This is a genomic window from Pseudoalteromonas sp. APC 3358 (genome assembly GCF_030408075.1).
GTDB classification, from domain to species: Bacteria; Pseudomonadota; Gammaproteobacteria; order Enterobacterales; family Alteromonadaceae; genus Pseudoalteromonas; species Pseudoalteromonas arctica.
The window spans coordinates 26,939-47,412 of sequence record NZ_JASDCE010000019.1 but is presented as its reverse complement, the minus strand read 5'-3'; the positions used below and the strand labels follow the sequence as shown (position 1 = coordinate 47,412).

The window sequence follows — 20,474 nt, the reverse complement described above, 5'->3', positions numbered from 1 at the left end:
TCCTAGAATTGCAAACCGGCTTCACGCGCAGCATCAGCTAGCGCCTTCACACGGCCGTGATATTTAAAGCCACTGCGATCAAAAGCAATCTTTTCGATGCCTTTGTCAGCCGCACGTTCAGCAACCGCTTTGCCAACTGCTTGCGCAGCTTCAACGTTACCGGTGCCTTTAACTGTTTCGCTAATAGCCTTTTCAACAGTAGAAGCAGCAGCCAGTACATTACCCTCAGCATTTACTACTTGAGCGTATATGTGACGTGGCGTGCGGTGGATAACAAGACGCGTTGTGCCTTGTTCAATATAATTTCTACGAGTGCGTTTAGCACGACGTAGACGAGCTGTTTTTTTATCCATCGTCTTACCTTACTTCTTCTTAGCCTCTTTACGGCGTACATTCTCATCTGAATAACGAACACCCTTACCTTTATAAGGCTCAGGTTTACGGTATGCACGAATGTTAGCAGCTGTTTGACCAACTAACTGCTTATCTACGCCCTTAACTAGAACTTCTGTTTGGCTTGGAGTTTCAATCGTAATTCCTTCAGGAACTGCGAAATTAACTGGGTGTGAGAAGCCAAGAGTTAAATCTAATGTTTTACCCTTAGCTGCAGCACGGTAACCCACGCCTACTAACTGAAGTTTCTTCTCGTAACCTTCATGCGTACCAACAACCATGTTGTTGATTAGAGCGCGAGCAGTACCTGCTTGAGCCCATGCATTAGCTACGCCATCACGAGGTAAAGTAGTAATAACGTTGTCATTAACTTGTACTTCAACAGCGTTGTTGATAGTACGAGTAAGTTCACCGTTTTTGCCTTTAACTGTGATTTCCTGGCCTTTTAATGTAACTTCTACACCGGCAGGAACAGTAATTGGTGCCTTTGCTATGCGAGACATAGTTCCCCTCCGATTAAGCTACAAAACCAATGATTTCACCACCAACACCAGCACTACGTGCTGTGCGGTCTGTCATTAGGCCTTTAGAAGTTGATACGATAGCGATACCAAGACCACCCATTACCTTAGGTAATTGGTCACGTTTCTTATAGATACGTAGACCAGGGCGACTTACACGCTGGATATTTTCAATTACAGCTTTGCCTTCGAAGTACTTCAACTCGATAGAAAGCTCAGGTTTAGTTTCACCGTTAACGGCGAAATCTACGATATAACCTTCGTCTTTTAGTACTTTAGCTAATGCTACTTTCAGCTTTGAAGTTGGCATCGTTACAGATACTTTCTTCGCTGATTGACCGTTACGAATTCGTGTAAACAAATCCGCGATAGGATCTTGCAAGCTCATAGTCTTACTCCCATGATTCTATTACCAGCTAGCCTTTTTAAGGCCAGGAATTTCACCGCGCATAGCTGCTTCGCGAACTTTAATACGGCTCATGCCGAATTTGCGAAGGAAACCATGTGGGCGGCCCGTAATGTTACAACGATTACGTTGACGTGCAGGGCTAGAATCACGAGGTAAAGCTTGTAGCTTAAGTACCGCGTCCCAACGATCATCTTCAGATGTGTTAACATCACTGATGATAGCTTTTAGTGCCGCGCGCTTTTCAGCGAACTGAGCAACTAGTTTTGTGCGCTTTGCTTCGCGCGCTTTCATAGAATTCTTTGCCATAACCCTACCCTTATTTCTTAAATGGGAAGTTAAACGCTTCTAACAACGCACGGCCTTCCTCATCAGATTTCGCAGAAGTAGTGATAGTAATATCCATACCGCGTACACGGTCTACTTTATCGTAATCGATTTCTGGGAAGATGATTTGTTCACGTACGCCCATGCTGTAGTTGCCACGTCCATCAAAAGACTTAGCACTTACGCCACGGAAGTCACGAATACGTGGGATAGCGATTGATACCAAACGCTCAAAAAAGTCCCACATACGCTCGCCGCGTAGGGTTACTTTACAACCAATCGGGTAACCTTCACGCACTTTGAAGCCAGCAACAGATTTGCGTGCTTTAGTGATTAGAGGTTTCTGACCAGAGATTGCTGCTAGATCCGCTACTGCGTTATCTAAAATCTTCTTGTCAGCTAGGGCTTCGCCCACGCCCATATTCAATGTGATCTTTTCGATCTGAGGGACTTGCATGACAGAGCTGAAACCAAACTTCTCTTGAAGTTCCGCAACTACTTTGTCTTTATATACTTCATGCAGTTTCGCCATCATTCTACTCCAACTATTAGATAGTTTTACCAGTAGATTTAAAGATACGTAATTTCTTACCATCTTCAATCTTGAAACCTACACGATCAGCTTTACTCGTTTCCGAGTTGAAGATCGCAACGTTTGATGCATCCATAGATGCTTCTTTCTCAACAATGCCGCCAGCTTGGTTCAATTGTGGAACCGGCTTTTGGTGTTTCTTGATCAAGTTTATGCCTTCGACAAAGATTCGACCAGATTCAGTAACAACTGAAAGCACTTTTCCGCGCTTACCTTTGTCTTTACCTGCTAGTACGATTACTTCGTCATCACGACGTATTTTTGCTGCCATGATTGGCTCCTTACAGTACTTCTGGGGCTAGTGAAACGATTTTCATGAACTTATCATTACGAAGTTCGCGAGTCACAGGGCCGAAAATACGTGTACCAATTGGCTGCAAGTTATCATTTAAGATAACAGCCGCGTTGCTGTCAAAACGGATCAAAGAACCATCTGGACGGCGAACACCTTTTCTGGTACGCACAACTACCGCGTTTTTAACATCACCTTTCTTCACTTTACCGCGAGGAATAGCTTCTTTTACAGAAACTTTAATGATGTCGCCAATCGCTGCGTAGCGACGGTGTGAACCACCAAGGACTTTTATACACTGCACTTTGCGAGCGCCGCTGTTATCAGCAACTTCCAGCTGAGTTTGCATTTGGATCATGTTAATGACCTCCGGTGTAGTAATTACAACGTGTCTAAAATTCGTTTAAAAATCAGACATTTCGATTAAATCCCAATCAAAAAACAAACGAGTTGTCTCTTAAGGGCGGGCAATTGTACCAGCATTGAGGGGGTAGTGATAGGTTATTTTTTAATTAATTTAGAGCGTATGGTTATTAAAGTTGAGTAATTACGGCTATGTAGCTATTTTACAGATGGTTACAAAACAAACAAGGCACTATATAAGTGCCTTGTTTGTTTTAACTATAGATGATTAACCGAATAAACCTTTTAATTTATCTTTAATCTTATCCTTTGCTTTGTCTTTGGCTTTTTCTTTTGCCTCATCAACCTTCTGCTTAGCTTCATCTTTAAGCGCATTGCCTACATCAAGCTTTATACCAACATCGTGGAAAGGCCCTTTTATACGTAGTGGTATTTTAAAACCAGTGCTGTCATCAGTGGTCCCCTGTCCTTCGATTGATCCAACTATGCCTGTAACCAAACGGTAATTAACTGTTGTTTGTGGTAAATCAACATCGCCTTCACCTGATATTCTAACGAGTGGGCTAATAAGTGATAAATCAGTATTTTTACCAACACCATTAGTAAAGTTAAAACTTCCCGTTAGTGCAGAGAAATCTGTTTGCTCTGATTCTTCAAACCCGGTATCCAACCCTTCAGACGCAGCACCAAAGTTTCCTGAAATGAGTTCCTTACCTTTACGAACCATCTCAGCTATATTCGCACCTTTTACAGCTCCATCAGCAAACTCAAATCCAAGTTTTCCGTTAAGCGCACCAATAAACGACTTTTGACTTTGGCCAGTTGTGTTTAGGTTCCAATTTAAAGACCCCTTACCCATTAGCTTGTCAAAACCTGCCGCATCAGTTAATAAAGGCTGTGCATCTATACCAGCTAAGTCAAAGTTAGTTGATATTTTATAAGGTACTTGTTGTGCGTTTACATTGATAACGCCTTTACCTGACCCTTCATAAGCAGAAAAGCTATCTAGGCTTAGTTTTGCAATGCTATTTTTTAAAGCAACAGTAAATTGATTTGCGCCCAACTTAATATCGTTAGCTTTTAATCCACTTGAACGAATAACTACATTCGCATCTAGTGAATTTAACGCACTTAGATCAATTTTAGTGTCATCCCATACTATTGGCTCTGCAGGCTTATCATTTTGCTCTACTGGCTCTTCTTGTTTTGCTACTGCTTCAGGTAGGTACGGGTTTAAATCAAGCATACCTAAATCGATATCAGCATTTACAGCTAAACGCTTACCTAGGTTAAGCTCGCTCTTACCTTTTATTTCCAATGCGTCTAACGTCGCAACTAAATCGTCTAAATTAAATTCCTCACCTGCTAGGTGCATTTTACCGTTTACACTGAACGCGTTAAAAGCATTGTCTTTAGCGTCTAACTCTACACCTTGCCATTTTGCAATACTTTTAACAGACTCACCGCTTAGTGATAACTGACCTTTAATATCTTGTCCTTGCCCAGCGATGCTCCCTTCGAACGTTAGATCAACTAAACGAGAATCTAAGGTTTGTTTAACATTAAAAGTAGCACCTTCAATTGCTTTAGCAGGAGTATCTAATTTTATATCAAGCTCAAAACGCTCCTGCATATAAGTAATCCCCCCTTTTACTTCTAATGTTTTACGAAGTGATGGAAGTAAAATAGCGAGTTCTAAATCACTAATTTGTTGCTTAGCACCTGTTAGACCATCTAGATAAGTAAATGTGCCGCCATAAATAGCAACCTCACCTAACTCAATATCAAAGTTATCTGGAAGCTTTATCGCTTCACCTGATTGGCTTTGCTCTTTAGGTTGCTCTGCAACTACATCAAACAACTGCCAATTAGCTTTACCATTTTTGTCAGTTTCTAATAGGATATTTGGTTCATTTATAACAAACTTATCTAATTTAAACTCACCACCAAATAATGAAAACCAAGGTATATGTACAGCAAGCTGTTTCATACTCGCCATATCGGCGCGCGAACCTGATTCCATATTTGCAAAATGCACGTCGTTAAGTTCTAACTTTAATGCAGGGAATACGCTAAGTGTTTTATCACCTTTAATAGTAAGAGTGCGCCCAGTTGTTTGTTCTACCTGCTGCGACACTTTATTAAAAATAGTATCAGTAGGAATTAAAAACGGTGCGGCAACAATTAGTGCTATACATAGTAAAAGTATTACACCTACAATTTTAAGTAAGGTTTTCATGATCGTCCTTTCAAACGTGCAAATAATGTTCTTATCATAGCGAGTGTTAGCCTTAAAATCATTGTAGTTGATGTAAAAAAGCCACTAAAACCATTTTACCTGTTATATATGAATCTTTCCTGAAACATTTTGATACCTTTAGGTTACAAATAAATATTGACCCGGTGATACCCCAAGGTTACATTGATACCCAGAGGTTACAAAACATCAAATACTATTACAGGATGAATATTATGAAACAACAGGATATTAAAACTGAAGAAAAATTTATGAGTCAAAATATATGGCTTAGTATAAGCACAGCCATGGTTTGTTTACTTCTCAGTGTTTACTCACTAATAAAGCACGATAACGAAGGGTTATTATTTGTTGGATTGGCCGTTTCTTTTTATGTAGTTATAGTGATTATTTACCTCATTAAAGGGGGCTTTCCGTTAAAAATGTATTTTCAATACGCTTGTAAAGATGAGTTTTTAAACACCATTGATACTAATGCCTATAAACATACAAGTTTTGCATTTGTATTTTGCCTTCTGGGTGTTTTTTATATAAGCGATGAAATACCTACCGAATTTTCGCATGCAACTATGGCGGTATTCTACCTAGGTATCGTGCTCTTGGTATATGGCGCTTCATTGCTTTGGCAAAGTCGTGATTAGGAGTGGATATGCAAAATAACATAGCAAAGTATCGAAAAGAGGCTGGGCTTTCACAGCAAGAACTTGCTGATGCTATTAACGTGTCGCGCAAAACAATAAGTACCGTAGAAACAAACCGGTTTACGCCGTCGGTAATAATTGCTCTAAAAATAGCAAAGCATTTTAATACCTCAGTTGAAAGCCTCTTTGTACTGGATGAAAATGATTGATACATGTTAAAGCATTAGTCTCATTTTATTAGCAAAAATACCGATTTAGTCACTTCAATTACAACGTATGGAGGACAGCGCTGTTGTTATTAGCGTAATTGCGCTAAAATAGACCAGCAAAAAAATATATATCTAAACCGGAGATTCTACAAGGCATGAAAAAACTGCTAATTTCACCGTCAAAAATGACGCTAGGCGAACAAGAAAATCAAATCTATCAGAACATTCTGAAGCAATCTTCAGAGTTAAGCCTTAACCTTATGGCCGTGAAAGTAGAAAACCACCCTGATGATTTTTTACCTTGGTGTTACGAATTGCTAAGTGCAAGCAGAGATCGTATGAACTACGATTTGCTAGAGCCACAGCAGTTACCAGTACTTAAGAAGCTACACGATCAGCTTATTTCAGCTATCAGCTTTTTACAGGTTAAAACTTTACGTATTGCTCCGTGGCCTGTTGTAAGTGTATTTGTAGAACAACACAAAGACGTTATTGCACTTGATGAACAGCTTCGTTTGGTAGACTACATCAAAAGCATTCGTGAACAGTCTCTTAAAGATATGATTCCTGAAGACTTACTTGCGTTTAGCGGTAAGCACATGGCATCACTTGATCCAAGCACATACAACTTTGACGTTGAATGGTTTGCATCTACAAAGAGTGCAAAGAGCTTCCATCAAATGCTTGGTGATTTACCAGGTGCTTTTGACGATGCACTAGTGAATATTCCACTTGAAGGTGATATTACTCAATACGAATATCAACAATTTGTTGCTGCTTATTCAAAAATATTCACCGACAACAACGAAAAGCCAACACTTGCGCCTGCAACACGACTGCTTGCAATGCGTCGCCCTGATTTATTTACTCCGATTACAAATAATCGATTAGATGCATTATGTGGTGCCCTTGGTGTTTCTAAACTTAAAAATAGTGATTTTGAGCGTTACTGGCAAGATATCGTAAAAGGTATTCAAGCTATGTCATGGTACAAAATGGCTAAACCTAGTAATGAGTTAGAAGAACAATTGGTTGCTATTAAAGCATTAATTCCATGTTTCTTTCACTACGCTGATGCTAAAACACCAGATAACTCTAACTACATTAAACTGCTAACCAAGCCTAAACGTACTACAACTACAACAGGTAAAACTCAGCGTAGAGGTAAAGAGTCTGCAGAAATATTAGTAGACCGTGCTCTTGCTGCTGACGATATTCCTGAACACATTCGCAGTAAACGTGATTCAATTGTGAGTGAAGTACAAAAAGGTCGCAGCGTAAACGAAACAATTAGCCTTATGCGCACTATATTCGGTTAAAATCTTCTAATTTAGCCGTACTTTTATGGTGCGGCTAGGTTAATTTATGCACCAGCAATGTGCGCAACATCTTCCTTCATGTTATATCCCCATCCTATTCATAAAATTCAAGCTCATGTTTTTAATAAATAAAAAATAATTTTTAATAAAAAATAATGAAGCTGGCACATACAGTGCAATTATCCCGTTAGTTAAACAATAAAAAGCCGTCAGCCTAAAGGTTCCGATTACATAATAAAAACCTTGGCGAGCAAAAAATCATATAACGGGAAATGGACATGCTAAAACTAAAAAAAACCATCGCTATAAGTGCTATAGCATTAATGGGCGCAACATCTTTAACATCTACAGCTGTGCATGCTGAAGTAACTGCTAATGCAGCGGCAACATCAAACTACTTATGGCGCGGTCAAGAGCAAACTGGGGGCGATGCAGCTATTTCAGGCGGTATTGATTACGCCAATGAATCGGGCTTTTATGCAGGTACTTGGGCTTCAAATGCATCGTGGGCCGATGAAATGACCTATGAGCTTGATTTATACGCAGGCTTTGGTGGCGACATTAACGAAAGCGTTAGCTACGATGTTGGCTATATTTATTACGCTTACCCAGATGCCGCTTCTGAGGCTGACGCAGATTTCTCTGAAATTTACGGTAGCATCAGTGTTGAAGGCTTTACCTTTGGTGCTTCAGTACTTGCAACATCAGCTGCAAGTGGTGATGGTACAGACTTTGGTGATTCACTTTACCTGACAGCTGATTACGGTTTTGCTGTTGGCAGTAACGGCACTGAAATGGCACTTCACTTAGGCCACTACTCTGGTGACTTTATTGGCGATGATAATATCTTAGATTACGGTGTATCAATTTCGAAAGACGGTTTTACTTTTGGTTTGTCTGATACAGATATGGATGATTCAGATATTAAAGCTTACGTTGCTTATTCTGTAGACTTTAATTTATAAGAAAGAATGTGTTACTTGCTGCGACACGAAGGGCCTTTAGGCCCTTTTCTCGTTTTTGAACAAGCCCCCTCACATCTGTTAACAAACCGTTACAATTGAATAAAAACAATACATACTTTTTCCTTTATTCTATTACTTAGTCACTGGGCATTTATAACTGTCTAGCCATAAAATAGGTATAAAGGAATAATAATGAAATCACCTAACGCGTTTAGCGCCCTACTCGATATTTATATAAATCCTAGTAAAGCTTTCAATGGTGTTGAACACGCCAAAGGTTGGTCATGGTTAGCATTTATATGTATTACCCTTGCTAGTATCGCTAGTGTTTATATTTTTTACTCTAGTGTTGATATGCAGTTTTTGATTAATGAGCAAGTAGCAGCATCAAGTATAGATGCAACAATTGGCGAGCAAAAAGCAATTCGTCAAAGTATAGAGCTAAATGCAGAAAACCAAATTTGGTTTGCTCTGTTTGGCAGCGTAATTGCGCTGGCTATCATGAATGCACTCATGGCACTTTATTATATGCTTGTGGCTAAACAAGATCCTGAATCAGAACATAGCTACGGAGCTTGGTATGGATTCTCTACCTGGACAATGATGCCAGTTGTTATTTCAAGCCTAGGCACAATTGCTCTTGTACTAAGTGCAAGTACAGATCAAATATCTCAACAAGCCGTATTTAGCTACGCATCTATTAACCAATTAATAATAGGACTTGAAATTGGCCATCCTTTTTATAGCTTATTAGAATCAATAAACTTATTTAGCTTTTGGAGCATTGCACTGGGAATGATCGGCTTAAAATGCTGGACTAATTTTTCAACTAACAAAGCACTCCTATTCTCTGCACTTCCTTCAATCATTATTTTTGGTATTTGGGCAGTCATTGCAGCAATGTAACCACTAGATGGGGGTATGTATTGCCTCCGTATTACTTAATTCACGGATAGATAAAAATGAAAAAAGCAATAATCATCACACTCGCTGTAGGCGCATTTATAGCCCTAATTGTGTCAAAGCAAATCTCTGGCGATGAAAAACAAGCCGAAGTAAATATTGCTCAAGTAGAGCTTGGCGACATTGCTGACTCAATAATGGCTTCAGGTAATTTAGTTTTTAATACACAAGTGCAATTACGCTCTGAAGTGACAGGCCGAGTAGATAAAATATTTGTTCAAGAAGGCCAAGGAGTTAAACAAGGTGACATGTTAATGCGCCTTGATACAACCGCTTTTGAATCTGAAGTTACCCGTAGTAAAGCAATCCTTCGCGCCACAGAAATTGAAATTAAACATAGTAGAACACGCCTTGCTAACCTAGAGCGCCAACTTAAAAGACAAAAAGACTTATATGATGTCGGTTTAGGTAATCAAGAGAGCTACGAGAATATTGAAAGCGCACGCGATCTAGCTAAAATTGATATTGAATCACGAATAGAGTCGTACAACCAAGCACAAGCGTCACTACAAATTGCGCAAGATCGCTTAAGTAAAAGTGTATTTAGAGCTCCAATGAGCGGCTTGCTTGCATCTGTAAATATTAAAGAAGGTGAAACCGTTATAGCCGGTACTACTAATATTATTGGTTCTGATTTGATGTTAGTAGCCGACCCAAGCGCTATTTTAGCCGAGCTGCGTGTTGATGAAACCGACATTGCGAGTATTAAGCTTAACCAAAAAGCGAATATTTATGCGGCCGCATACCCTAATAAACCATTTAGCGGCACAGTAATCAATATTGGTACTTCAGCTAAAAACCAAGCCGGCTCTCAAGGTTTATCATTTAAAGTAAAAGTATTACTCGATACTACTGAGCGCCAGCTATATGCAGGAATGAGTTGTAGAGCAGAGATCGCAACAAGCATTGCCGAAAACGGTTTAAAACTTCCAATTGAAGCAATCCAAAAAGAGGACGATAAAACATTTGTATGGCGACTAAATAGTGACAACACAGTTAGCAAAATTGCCGTAACTGTTGGAATATCATCTGATATAGAGCAAGCAATTACTGACGGCTTAAATGAGGGCGACAAAATAGTTATTGGCCCTGCGCGCCCAGTAAGTCTTTTGACTGAAGGTGATGTGGTAAAACTTAAATCAGATGCAGACAAGGAAGAAGCCTAATGTCTGCGGTAATCAAGCTAGAGCATATTAATAAACAATACAAAATGGGCTCAGAGGTATTTAAGGCACTTGATGATGTAAACGTACATATAATGCAAAACGAATACGTGGCGATTATAGGACCTTCTGGTTCAGGCAAGTCGACCTTAATGAACTTACTAGGCTGTTTAGATACACCCAGCAGTGGCGAATACTACTTAAAAGATAAACTAGTAAAAAGTATGACCGAGACAGAGCTTGCTCATCAGCGTAATGAAAGTGTCGGGTTTATATTTCAAAGCTTTAATTTAATACCACGTGCAACCGCACTAGAAAATGTAATGCAGCCTTTAGTATATCGCTTTATTCCTAGTAAACAACGCAAGCAACAAGCTCTAGAAGCACTAAAGCGGGTAGGTCTCGGTGATAAAGTTAATCATTTATCTAGCCAGCTATCGGGCGGGCAACGTCAACGTGTTGCTATTGCCCGCGCTTTAGTCACAAAACCACATATATTATTAGGAGATGAACCCACAGGTAATCTTGATAGTAAAACGACCCGCGAAATTATGGATTTGTTTGATGAGCTGCATAACGAAGGTCACACTATTATTTTAGTAACACATGAGCAAGAGATTGCCGATCATTGCCAACGCGTAATTCGTTTAGTGGACGGTAAAGTGGTAAGTGATGTAACTAAAGATGAAGGAATCAAGCAACATGTTTAAATCAGCTCTTGCCATAATGGAAGGCACTAAAGCCGCTTTTTCAGCTATTAAAGCTAATGCAATGCGCAGCGCACTGACTTGCTTGGGCATTATTATTGGTGTTGCCGCCGTAGTTACTGTAGTTGCAGTAATGCAGGGTTTTACAAAGCAAATAAACGATCAACTTGCTGATATGTCGCCAGATGTAACAACAATAAAGCCTTACACCAGTATTGAACTCGAAATGGTTGGTAAAAATGCCAAGCTTACCTACGACGATTTTTTAGCTTTAAAGTCGCGTATAAAAGAAGCTGAAACGCTAACTGCCCTAATGTTTACCTGGCGCTTTTCGGGGGGAGCTGAGTATGGAAATAAAAGCCATTCATCGCGTGTTATCGGTACTGAGCAAGACTATCAAAAAGCGTATCGTACTTATCCTGAACTTGGTCGCTTTATTCGTGCTGAAGACGATGATAAGCGAAGAAGGGTCGCATTTATCGGCCCTTCAATCATAGAAAAGCTAAACCTTCCTGAAAACCCAGTAGGTGAATATATAAAGCTAGGTGGTGAATGGTTTAGAATTATTGGCGTTGCTGAAAAACAAGGTAGCTTATTTGGTTTTGACCAAGACGATTACATTAATATTCCAATTAGTACCATGAGTGCTTTAGAAGGCGGAAGTACACAAACTAATGTGCAAATTATGTTTAGGTTAAATGAAGGTACTAACGAAGAACAAGTGCTTGCAAAAATAACCCGTGTATTGCGCCAACTACATAAACTAAAAGAGAAAGATGAAAACGACTTTGAATTTGAAACCGCTGAAAAATCTCGTGCCCAAATAGATAAATTTACCAGCAGTGCTACTGCTATTACTGCTGGTATTGTTGGAATAAGCTTACTTGTTGGCGGTATTGGTGTTATGAATATAATGCTAGTGTCGGTAACTGAACGCACACGCGTTATTGGTACATTAAAAGCACTAGGCGCAACACCTGGTTTTATTATGCTGCAGTTTTTAGTTGAAGCCGTTGTGCTTTCACTCTTTGGTGGTTTAATAGGACTCATTATAGGATATGGCGCCGCAGGGCTTATTTCGTTTTTAGTCCCTAGTATGCCTGATGCATATATACCAGCATGGGCTGTAATACTATCGTTCGGATTTACATCAATGATTGGGATTATATTTGGTTTAGCCCCTGCTATTAAAGCAGCAAGACTAAACCCTATAGATGCACTGCGTTACGAATAACTATTTTAAATAATTATTTAGCTTTAAATGGTACCTTATTACATTGTACTTCTACTGTTTTAGGGTACCAAGCTGGGCCGATTTGATTCACAACCACCTCAGCTAAACCATTAGTAAACGATTTATACGTATGAACGCTTTGCCACTCCCCTTGTGGGCAATGTGTTGTTAAATCTAACGGCTCTGATCCCTCGTACAACGCAAGTGCAAAATTATGATGCCACTGTGAGCTTTTTAGCGTTTTATTGCTTACTTTGCTCTGTATACCGTTATCAAAGTAAATATTTGTACACCCCGTTAAAATAATCAGTGTGCAACCGGCTGCAAATATCTTGATGCTCATAATGTCTCCCCTAGTATTTGCTCTTGGCACCACACTTTAATGGTATGGGCCGAGTATATTCCAAGCGTAATTAAACTCAGCGCTCCATCGCTAAACGTTTGTTGTGACTGCATTTGAATAACCGGTGTATTTGAACATATTTGTTTTACGTCTACCCGCTGCTCACCCACTAATCCCCATAAATAAAATGGGCGGCTATCTTCGAAATTAGCTTGGCTCGTTATTTTTGCTGTTGCCTGTGGCTGAATGGTTACCGCAGAACAAGCACTGAGGCTTAATGCTATCGCCCCTATAATTAATGGTTTCATACTCTTCCTTATAAACTAAATACCAGTAAGGTAACTTTATAAGAGAACATAAAATATTAGCGTAAAAAGCTGTGGGGAATATGTAGAAACGCTATGAAGTTTTATACAGTTTATTACACATAAAGGCCGCATAAATGCGGCCCTTAAAGTAGTCAACTTAAGTGGTTAGTAAATAAATAGACGTTAGAATTTAGCTAAATTATTTTTACTGTCTTTGTCGACCAGCTTAATGTAAGGATCTACCCCCGCAAATAATGGTTTTTCTTTTACTTTTAGCTCAATAGTATTGGTACCAGACACTATTTGATGCTTTTGCGAGTAAATAACAAAGTCTTCAGCTAGTAAGTTTTCAGGGTCGTCGCTAAATAATGCAATATCAATTAGCTCATCGAGCGGCTGCTCGGTTTCTTCACCCTGTCCATCGGCATGCTGCTTAGTTGCTTCAACGCTCAGTGTTACCGTATAAAAACCTTCGCTATCAACATCATCTGTAACCGACACTTCTTTCATTTCAAGCTCATAAAGCGTTATATATTTAAACTGATCGTCAATAAAACGTTGTTCAGCTTGTGTTGCATCTCGCTTTAAATAACTGAGTAAATCAAGTGTGGTTGGGTATGGCGTTGATTGGTATTTAAACTCATTCAAAAATGCTTTAAGTGCGGCATTTAAGCGTTTTTCGCCTAAGCGGTCATACAAAGCCATCATCGCAACTGAGCCTTTATTATAGTGAAGATACAGCTGACCCTGCGTTTTATATAGCGGCATTTCTTCAAAGGCTTCACCTGTACGGCCCATTAAGTATTTATCTAGCTCGTACTTTAAGAATTTACGAAGCTTCTCGGCGCCAAAGCGTTTTCTTAGCACCATTAGCGCACTGTATTGCGAAAGTGTTTCAGAAATAACAGCACTGCCCTCTACATTAGCCCCCGAAACTTGATGCCCCCACCATTGGTGCGCAACTTCATGTGCGGTTACATAGTAAGGTAGGTCAACTTTATTCTCATCTCTTAAGTCTGTAATAAAACCAATACTTTCAGAGTAAGGCACCGTATTGGCAAAACTTTGCGCAAACGAGCGATACTTAGGAAACTCAATAATACGTAACTGCTTATGCTGATACGGGCCAAAGGCTTGTGTGTAGTAATCTATTGAGTCTTGAACTGACTCAATCATGCGGTCAACATTCCATGCATGATCTTTGTGGTAGTACACCTCAATATTTACACCGTTATGCTCAACTTTTTTACTTTCAAGCTCTGCCGAAAGCACAGAGTAAAAATTTATAATTGGAGCATCCATTTCATAAACAAAAGTACGGCGCCCGTCTTTTACACTCTCACTTTTTAAGTAACCTGGTGTAATAGCAAATTGTGACTCATCGGTGGTTACCGTTGCCTTATAGTTTATAAAGCCATTAGCAGGCCCAAACTCATTTTGCGTATAATAGCGGCTGTCTTCTAGTTTATGTGCGCGCTCAAGTTCAGGTAAATCGTGCTTGCGGCGCTCATACTTATCGGCAATTTGAAAATACTTTTGATAACCAAAATTTGGTAATAATTCTCCATTATTTACAAATGTACCGTTGTGCACGAGTTGAGTATCAGATCTTCTATCAACAAAACCGTCGTGTTCACGAGAAACTAAAAGCTCACCTTCGCGTACTTCATTAGGCATTAGCGGTTGTTCAAACTCAAACCATACCATGCCAAAATCGGTTAAACGCTCTACTATTTTTCCGCCCGCCATTTTTACATCCCAGCTTTTAGATTGGCTAGGCTCATTAATTAACACACGGGTTATTGGCTCGTTTGCGGTATTCGTAAACTTAATTTTAGCCACGGCATTTAAAGCACGCTTTTTAGGATAAATATCAATGTTTAAATCAACATCAGTTATTATAGGCAGTGGCAAGTCTTTGTATTGTGAAAACTCTTGCTCATACCTTACTTGTAGCGCTTCGTTATCATCACTTGTTACAAACTCGTTGATTACACGGGTGTTGTAATAAATGTTATAACCCGCGCCCACAAATACCAATAAACTTATAACGGCTGAAATCTGGCCTTTTAAAGACATGTTGTAACGTACTAAAGATAAACGAGTACGCAATGTTTGCGACGGGCCGCGATGCCATAAAGCAAACCCTACAATAGCTAAAAACACACTCAATGCCCCCCAATATAGGGTATACCAATGCGCGCCTTGTAAAAAATGTCCATAACCGTTTATATCTGAATACGGTACGCTACTGCTTTGAGAAAAATGATACATATGATGCTCAAACCCGTAAGCACCCATTACCATTTGAGCAATGTAATACAGAATAAATAAACCCATACCTATGTATTTATTAGGGCTAATTATTTGTAAAAAGAACGCCAATATAGCCATCATAATAAAAGGCAGTAATGTAAGGTAACCCAACCTAAATAAGTACTGGCCAAGCTCTAGGTTAAATTGCCCCTTAAACAGTTGCACTGCAATGGTAAACATCATGCCTACTAAATAAAGACCACAAACTGCAGTGATTAACGCAATAATTTTAGATACCCAAAACACACTGTTATGCACCGGGAAACTGTCAACAATATCACCCATACCACTGTGGCGTTCTCGCCAAACCAGCTCTGCGCTGTAATAAGCAATAATGATAAACATAAACAAAGCGGAGGAGTTTTGAATAATGCCCACCATGTTTTGTGTAAGCGGCCAATCTGTTGTGCCATACGCGCCAATAGGCGCAAAGAGTGGTGCGAGTAACATAGTAATACTAACACCCGCTAAAATCATAAAAGGGGCACTTAATATAACCTGCTTAAGTTCAAATAAGCTGCGCATTACTAATTGCGATTGCGTATTTACCCCTTTTGACTTGTAATTTTTAGCGCTGCTAATAAGTGCTGCTTGTTTATTTTTTACAAACGTTGAGACAGCAAATTGCTTTTTCTGTTTTTTACTTACTACGCGATTACCTAACTTTCCTAGGCCAAAAAACATCGCTAAACTTATTGCTACCCATAAAATACGGTTAATTAAAAAATCGCCCGAGAGCGTTAACACTTCGGTATTTTTATCACTTACAGTCCAGTAACGGGTTAAGTCAATTAACGAACCGAGGCCGAATGGATCTGCGTAAACAACAATATTCCTAAACGCTAAATCATCAAAATAGATACTCGCCAATTGGTAGGTTATATAAATCACTACGGCCGTTACATATACCGCCATCATGGTTTTAAAATAGACCGCCACACTATTAAAAATAGCACTGAGTACCAGTAAGCTGGGTATTGCTAAATATAAAAAAGGCGCTGCGTAATATATAAACTTATTAGGGCCTACTAGCTCACTATCAAGCCAACCAACCAACAAGCCAAATTGAGATCCCAAAAACACGCCTAATGGCACAGTTAAAAAAACAACTAGCACAACCAAGTAAGCACCAAAAAAACGTCCTGATTGATAAGCAAGAGGGTTAACGGGCTTACTAAAAACCAGCTCATCCATTTTGCTTTCACTGTTGCGAATAGCAGAGCTGGCAACAAAGTTAACCACTAAAAACATAGCGAGTGTACAAAATGTAACGGTTAAAAGCATAATAGAGAAAGGCGAGTTCATATGAACATTCGCCCCACCTAACGGAAACTTACTACTGGAGCTTATAAAAAACGCCATAAAAAAGAATATTAATGAGGTCACATAAAACGAAGGCTGACGCACAAAATAACGCAGCTCAAACGCGAGCATATTAAAAAACATAACGCCTCCTTATGCTACTTGGCTGTTACGATGATTAAGCAGAGTAGAAAAATACACATCTTCTAGGTTTGCATTACTTGCTTCAAACCCTTGTGGGGCTTGCTCTGCTATTACATGTAAAATTGTTTTCCCTGCAAATAGGCGCTTAGAAATAACCGGTAATTGCGGCTCAAGTTCTTGCGCTTCTTCTTGGCTCATGGCTTTGCGCCAAATTTGTCCTTGGAGCTTATCGGTAAGCGCTATTGGGTTACCTTCTAGTAAAATCTTACCGCCAGCCAACACCGCCATATTTGGGCAAAGCTCTGCAACATCTTCAACGATATGGGTCGATAATATAACTACTTTTTGCTCGCCTAAGCTTACTAATAAGTTATGGAAACGATTACGTTCCTCTGGATCTAGCCCCGCTGTTGGCTCATCAACTATTAGTAAATCAGGGTCACCCAGTAATGCCTGTGCAATACCAAAACGCTGGCGCATACCGCCCGAAAAGCCACTGACCGCTTTTGAGCGATGTTGATATAAATTAGTGTGCGCAAGTAATCCTTCAACCGACTCTTTACGCTCTGCTTTATTATGAATACCCTTTAAAACAGCCATATGGTCCAGTAAGTCGTAAGCACTAACACGCGGGTACACACCAAAATCTTGTGGTAAGTAACCTAAGCGTTGGCGCAGTGCCTGTGGGTCTTTAAATACATCAATGCCATCAAAAGTAATTGAACCTGAATCAGCCGACTGCAGTGTTGCAATGGTACGCATAAGCGATGATTTACCTGCGCCATTTGGCCCAAGTAATCCAAACATCCCTTTACCGATAGATAAATCAACACCTTGTAGTGCATGTACGCCGTTATCGTAGGTTTTAGATAACCCTGTTATTGATAGCATTTTTACTTCCTTGAGTATAAGTAATTATTTTTATGATGCTTTATATCACAAGCAAAACAGGAACATAAGTTACTTATTGGTTAAATTTGTAACAACAAATAAACACAATTTAAACTCATAACACTTGCCTGCACTGTATTCACTCGGTATAAAAACCACATATACTTTTTATAAGAAGCGAAAAGCCATGCAAGATCACCAAAGCCAACCATTAAACGACTTTATAGAATATCCACACGACGAAATGCTAAATCGTGCTAACGAGTTTTTACAAACCAGCCAACGCCGCCATAGCATTCGTAGCTTTAGCGATCGCCCAGTACCAAAAAATATTATTGAAGCATGTATAAAAGCAGCTGGCACAGCACCTAGTGGAGCGAATCATCAGCCTTGGCATTTTGTGGCTATAAACAGTAGCGATGTAAAAAAACAAATAAGAGAAGCCGCCGAAAAGCTAGAGCGTTCTTTTTACGAAGGCAGAGCAGGTGAAGAATGGTTAGATGCGCTAAAGCCGTTAGGTACCGACGCCAATAAACCTTATTTAGAGCATGCACCTTGGCTTATAGCTGTATTTAGTCAAAAAAAGGGCGGTGTAAGCACCGATGATAAAAATACGAATTATTATGTGCATGAGTCTGTTGGTTTAGCTACCGGCTTTTTAATTCAAGCTTTGCACCGCAGTGGTTTGGCAACCCTTACTCATACTCCAAAGCCAATGAGCTTTTTAACCGACATATGTAATCGTGATAAAGATAATGAACGCCCATACATGCTACTTATTGCAGGCTACCCAAGTGATGATGCAACAATACCGGCTCATGCACTGGATAAAAAATCACTCGATGAAATAGCTACGTTTATTTAGTATTTTCTTGTCGGCAAAACCACTCATATAGCAAAGCAATGATCGACTCAACTTTTGGGTCGGTCAATGAGTAATAAATAGTATGCCCTTCTCTGCGAGTAACAACCATATTTGCCTTGCGTAAACTTGCTAAATGCTGAGATAGCGCCGACTGTGCTAAAGGTACATTTTTATTTAGCTCACCTACACTTTGCTCACCTTGTAATAAACTACATAAAATCATTAAGCGATTTTTGTTAGCCATTAATTTTAAAAACTGTTCGGCTTGCTCTGCGTTGACAGCTAGTTGTTCAATATTCATTTTATTATTTCTCTTTTTGATACCTTTTTAAGTATAGACTTTTACATTAGTAAGTTCTAATATAATTAACATTAGAATTTACTAATATTAAGGCGATCACAAAATTAACGATGCCGTTTTATTAATCGGCGGAAGTGCTGTGGCAGTATCCGCGCTATTAAGTTACTTTGTATAAAGTAACTTTCAGTTTTTAACGTTATTTATAGGTATTAACTTAATTCAACCTACTTATACCAAGTGGTGCATATTAATACCTTTTTTTAGAACAAGAGGATTTACAAACTAATGCTTACATCAATCCCTGACTTACTAAAAATTATCACACCTAACCAACGCCGTATTGACGCAGCGCAAGCGAAACTCGAACTTGAACAAAATAAAGGTTTACTTATTGATGTACGAGAACCTGCAGAGCACGCTACAAAAGCAGCTACTGGCGCTATAAATATTCCGCGTGGATTACTCGAGATGAAGCTGATGGAAATAGAAAAAGACGCAGCTCGCCCTATTTACGTGCACTGCGCAAGTGGTGCACGCGCAACGTTGGGAGCAGAAGCGTTAACGCGTGTGGGTTATGAAAACGTGACTGTTATTACCTGTGACGCAAACCAAATATGTAGCGTATTTTAAGTATCTACTAAGTACTTATAATTATGCGCCTAACAAAGGTAGGTGTTTAACGCTGTGATAAGTCAGTGCTAATTTAATACACTCTTTAACTGGGTGTTCTGGTAATGGCTTTTCACTATTTAACACTATTGCTCTATTTCCTTCAAAGGTAAGATTATGAGAGTACAACTCTCTAAATGTGCTTACTAGCTTTGATTGGCAATGAAAAAACAAATAACACGATGAGCCCTTTAAGCCTACGCGAATGGGGCTGCCATTTATTGTGTTATAACTTGGCTCTCCCCACTTTAAAGACTCTTCAACAGCTCCTAAGTTTTGCTCTTGTGCTACGGTATAAATTAACTCTCGTAATTGTATAAGCGTACTTTTAGCTGCCTCAGGATAATTATTAAATATATTTTTTATATCCGTATTCATAAAAACATCCTTATAAGTATTACAAGTTTAAAACAGGTTACTTTTGCTGCCTTTCATCAACTAAAACAAGTAGCATCTGCTCAATATTTTTAACACTATAAGTAAGTGCTCTCAGTAGCTCTTTCTCACTTTGCTCTGTTGCCTGCTGCGACGTTTTACCTTGATTAGCCAATACATCTTTTTGCTCAAGTATCGCCTCTCTAAACTCACTCGCATTAACCACACCAAGCAAAGACACTAAAGCGCCATTTCCTGACTGCCCAGCTGTTTCAAAGCTTAAACGATATAATCCAAAAATTCGCATGAGCGGCCCTTGGCTTAATCCAACATCGGTTATTTTTTCAAGCGGAATAGATTTTTCTTCTTTAAATAATATGCCACGTTTAACTACCAATTTTTGTGGTAATAAGTCAGCTGACATAGCTGCGAGTATTCGTCCGCCCACCAGCCATACAATAAGTAAAATAATAGGTATAAGCGGTATAGTAACAAGAGCCAACATTGCAAATAGCGAGGCAGTAACCATCCAGTATTGTTTTACTTTAGGATCAAAATTAGCACTTTTTAAGGTTAAGTTACTCATTAGCTTTCTTTTGTATGGTTGG

The 20,474-nt window shown here is 39.3% G+C and carries 25 protein-coding genes; 10 read left to right on the top strand and 15 right to left on the bottom strand.

Annotation, left to right across the window (positions count from 1 at the left end; translation table 11 throughout):
* Positions 1–2 precede the first annotated feature (2 nt).
* The 8 genes from rplR to QL995_RS20370 all read right to left on the bottom strand — a co-directional run bounded on the left by rplR (position 3) and on the right by QL995_RS20370 (position 5,133).
* Positions 3–353: a 50S ribosomal protein L18 gene (gene rplR, locus QL995_RS20405; RefSeq protein WP_002959486.1), complete on the bottom strand. Its 351-nt coding sequence runs from the start codon at positions 351–353 to the stop codon at positions 3–5.
* A gap of 9 nt (positions 354–362) precedes the next feature.
* Complete coding sequence (rplF, locus tag QL995_RS20400; RefSeq protein ID WP_002959488.1) at positions 363–896, bottom strand: 50S ribosomal protein L6; 534 nt, start codon at positions 894–896, stop codon at positions 363–365.
* Between the two features lie 13 nt (positions 897–909).
* Positions 910–1,302 (bottom strand): 30S ribosomal protein S8, encoded by a 393-nt coding sequence (rpsH, locus tag QL995_RS20395; RefSeq protein WP_007584660.1) that lies wholly within the window; start codon positions 1,300–1,302, stop codon positions 910–912.
* A 21-nt stretch (positions 1,303–1,323) separates the two neighbouring features.
* On the bottom strand, positions 1,324–1,629 hold the full coding sequence (gene rpsN / locus QL995_RS20390) for a 30S ribosomal protein S14 (RefSeq protein WP_010554914.1): 306 nt from the start codon (positions 1,627–1,629) through the stop codon (positions 1,324–1,326).
* Positions 1,630–1,639: 10 nt separating this feature from the next.
* Positions 1,640–2,179, bottom strand: coding sequence for a 50S ribosomal protein L5 (gene rplE, locus QL995_RS20385; protein WP_010554915.1), 540 nt, complete (start codon positions 2,177–2,179; stop codon positions 1,640–1,642).
* A gap of 16 nt (positions 2,180–2,195) precedes the next feature.
* Positions 2,196–2,510: a 50S ribosomal protein L24 gene (gene rplX / locus QL995_RS20380; protein WP_002959496.1), complete on the bottom strand. Its 315-nt coding sequence runs from the start codon at positions 2,508–2,510 to the stop codon at positions 2,196–2,198.
* A gap of 10 nt (positions 2,511–2,520) precedes the next feature.
* A complete protein-coding gene (gene rplN, locus QL995_RS20375) occupies positions 2,521–2,889 on the bottom strand; it encodes a 50S ribosomal protein L14 (protein ID WP_002959498.1) in 369 nt (122 codons plus the stop codon).
* Between the two features lie 273 nt (positions 2,890–3,162).
* Positions 3,163–5,133, bottom strand: a complete 1,971-nt coding sequence (locus QL995_RS20370) for an AsmA family protein (RefSeq protein WP_290294960.1) — start codon at positions 5,131–5,133, stop codon at positions 3,163–3,165.
* A gap of 233 nt (positions 5,134–5,366) precedes the next feature.
* Between QL995_RS20370 and QL995_RS20365 the strand changes: the two genes are divergently transcribed.
* The 8 genes from QL995_RS20365 to QL995_RS20330 all read left to right on the top strand — a co-directional run bounded on the left by QL995_RS20365 (position 5,367) and on the right by QL995_RS20330 (position 12,352).
* Positions 5,367–5,792 carry a hypothetical protein gene (locus QL995_RS20365; RefSeq protein WP_290294959.1) on the top strand — a complete coding sequence of 142 codons (426 nt, stop codon included), beginning with the start codon at positions 5,367–5,369 and terminating at the stop codon, positions 5,790–5,792.
* An 8-nt stretch (positions 5,793–5,800) separates the two neighbouring features.
* Entirely contained in the window at positions 5,801–6,001 is a 201-nt protein-coding gene (locus QL995_RS20360; RefSeq protein WP_024591361.1) for a helix-turn-helix transcriptional regulator, read from the top strand.
* A 155-nt stretch (positions 6,002–6,156) separates the two neighbouring features.
* Positions 6,157–7,320: a hypothetical protein gene (locus tag QL995_RS20355; protein ID WP_024591362.1), complete on the top strand. Its 1,164-nt coding sequence runs from the start codon at positions 6,157–6,159 to the stop codon at positions 7,318–7,320.
* 278 nt (positions 7,321–7,598) lie between these two features.
* Positions 7,599–8,285: a TorF family putative porin gene (locus QL995_RS20350; RefSeq protein ID WP_024591363.1), complete on the top strand. Its 687-nt coding sequence runs from the start codon at positions 7,599–7,601 to the stop codon at positions 8,283–8,285.
* Between the two features lie 192 nt (positions 8,286–8,477).
* On the top strand, positions 8,478–9,191 hold the full coding sequence (locus tag QL995_RS20345; protein ID WP_290294958.1) for a YIP1 family protein: 714 nt from the start codon (positions 8,478–8,480) through the stop codon (positions 9,189–9,191).
* Between the two features lie 56 nt (positions 9,192–9,247).
* Positions 9,248–10,414 carry an efflux RND transporter periplasmic adaptor subunit gene (locus tag QL995_RS20340; RefSeq protein ID WP_166420621.1) on the top strand — a complete coding sequence of 389 codons (1,167 nt, stop codon included), beginning with the start codon at positions 9,248–9,250 and terminating at the stop codon, positions 10,412–10,414.
* Positions 10,414–11,121, top strand: a complete 708-nt coding sequence (locus tag QL995_RS20335) for an ABC transporter ATP-binding protein (RefSeq protein ID WP_024594267.1) — start codon at positions 10,414–10,416, stop codon at positions 11,119–11,121. Before QL995_RS20340 ends, QL995_RS20335 begins: the two co-directional genes overlap by 1 nt.
* Positions 11,114–12,352 (top strand): ABC transporter permease, encoded by a 1,239-nt coding sequence (locus tag QL995_RS20330; protein ID WP_101216074.1) that lies wholly within the window; start codon positions 11,114–11,116, stop codon positions 12,350–12,352. Before QL995_RS20335 ends, QL995_RS20330 begins: the two co-directional genes overlap by 8 nt.
* 13 nt (positions 12,353–12,365) lie before the next feature.
* Here QL995_RS20330 and QL995_RS20325 read toward each other — a convergent pair whose 3' ends face one another.
* The 4 genes from QL995_RS20325 to QL995_RS20310 form a co-directional block, all read right to left on the bottom strand.
* Complete coding sequence (locus QL995_RS20325; RefSeq protein ID WP_290294956.1) at positions 12,366–12,695, bottom strand: hypothetical protein; 330 nt, start codon at positions 12,693–12,695, stop codon at positions 12,366–12,368.
* Positions 12,692–13,003 (bottom strand): Bor family protein, encoded by a 312-nt coding sequence (locus QL995_RS20320; RefSeq protein WP_290294955.1) that lies wholly within the window; start codon positions 13,001–13,003, stop codon positions 12,692–12,694. Before QL995_RS20320 ends, QL995_RS20325 begins: the two co-directional genes overlap by 4 nt.
* Positions 13,004–13,186: 183 nt before the next feature.
* On the bottom strand, positions 13,187–16,765 hold the full coding sequence (locus QL995_RS20315) for a M1 family aminopeptidase (protein ID WP_290294954.1): 3,579 nt from the start codon (positions 16,763–16,765) through the stop codon (positions 13,187–13,189).
* Between the two features lie 9 nt (positions 16,766–16,774).
* A complete protein-coding gene (locus QL995_RS20310; RefSeq protein ID WP_007584623.1) occupies positions 16,775–17,656 on the bottom strand; it encodes an ABC transporter ATP-binding protein in 882 nt (293 codons plus the stop codon).
* A gap of 187 nt (positions 17,657–17,843) precedes the next feature.
* Here QL995_RS20310 and QL995_RS20305 point away from each other — a divergent pair, with 187 nt between their 5' ends.
* Positions 17,844–18,521 carry a nitroreductase family protein gene (locus tag QL995_RS20305; RefSeq protein ID WP_165726607.1) on the top strand — a complete coding sequence of 226 codons (678 nt, stop codon included), beginning with the start codon at positions 17,844–17,846 and terminating at the stop codon, positions 18,519–18,521.
* On the opposite strand, the gene QL995_RS20300 is transcribed toward QL995_RS20305, so the two are convergent.
* Positions 18,514–18,822, bottom strand: coding sequence for a metalloregulator ArsR/SmtB family transcription factor (locus QL995_RS20300; RefSeq protein WP_165726606.1), 309 nt, complete (start codon positions 18,820–18,822; stop codon positions 18,514–18,516). The two genes, QL995_RS20305 and QL995_RS20300, sit on opposite strands and share 8 nt — an antisense overlap.
* Positions 18,823–19,107: 285 nt before the next feature.
* On the opposite strand from QL995_RS20300, the gene QL995_RS20295 reads away from it, so the two are divergent.
* Positions 19,108–19,452, top strand: a complete 345-nt coding sequence (locus QL995_RS20295) for a rhodanese-like domain-containing protein (RefSeq protein WP_002959525.1) — start codon at positions 19,108–19,110, stop codon at positions 19,450–19,452.
* A gap of 21 nt (positions 19,453–19,473) precedes the next feature.
* Here the strand turns inward: QL995_RS20295 and QL995_RS20290 are convergent, their stop codons facing one another.
* Positions 19,474–19,869 carry a DUF1801 domain-containing protein gene (locus QL995_RS20290; protein ID WP_007584614.1) on the bottom strand — a complete coding sequence of 132 codons (396 nt, stop codon included), beginning with the start codon at positions 19,867–19,869 and terminating at the stop codon, positions 19,474–19,476.
* 37 nt (positions 19,870–19,906) lie between these two features.
* Positions 19,907–20,452: a PH domain-containing protein gene (locus tag QL995_RS20285; RefSeq protein WP_290294952.1), complete on the bottom strand. Its 546-nt coding sequence runs from the start codon at positions 20,450–20,452 to the stop codon at positions 19,907–19,909.
* Positions 20,453–20,474: the final 22 nt, after the last annotated feature.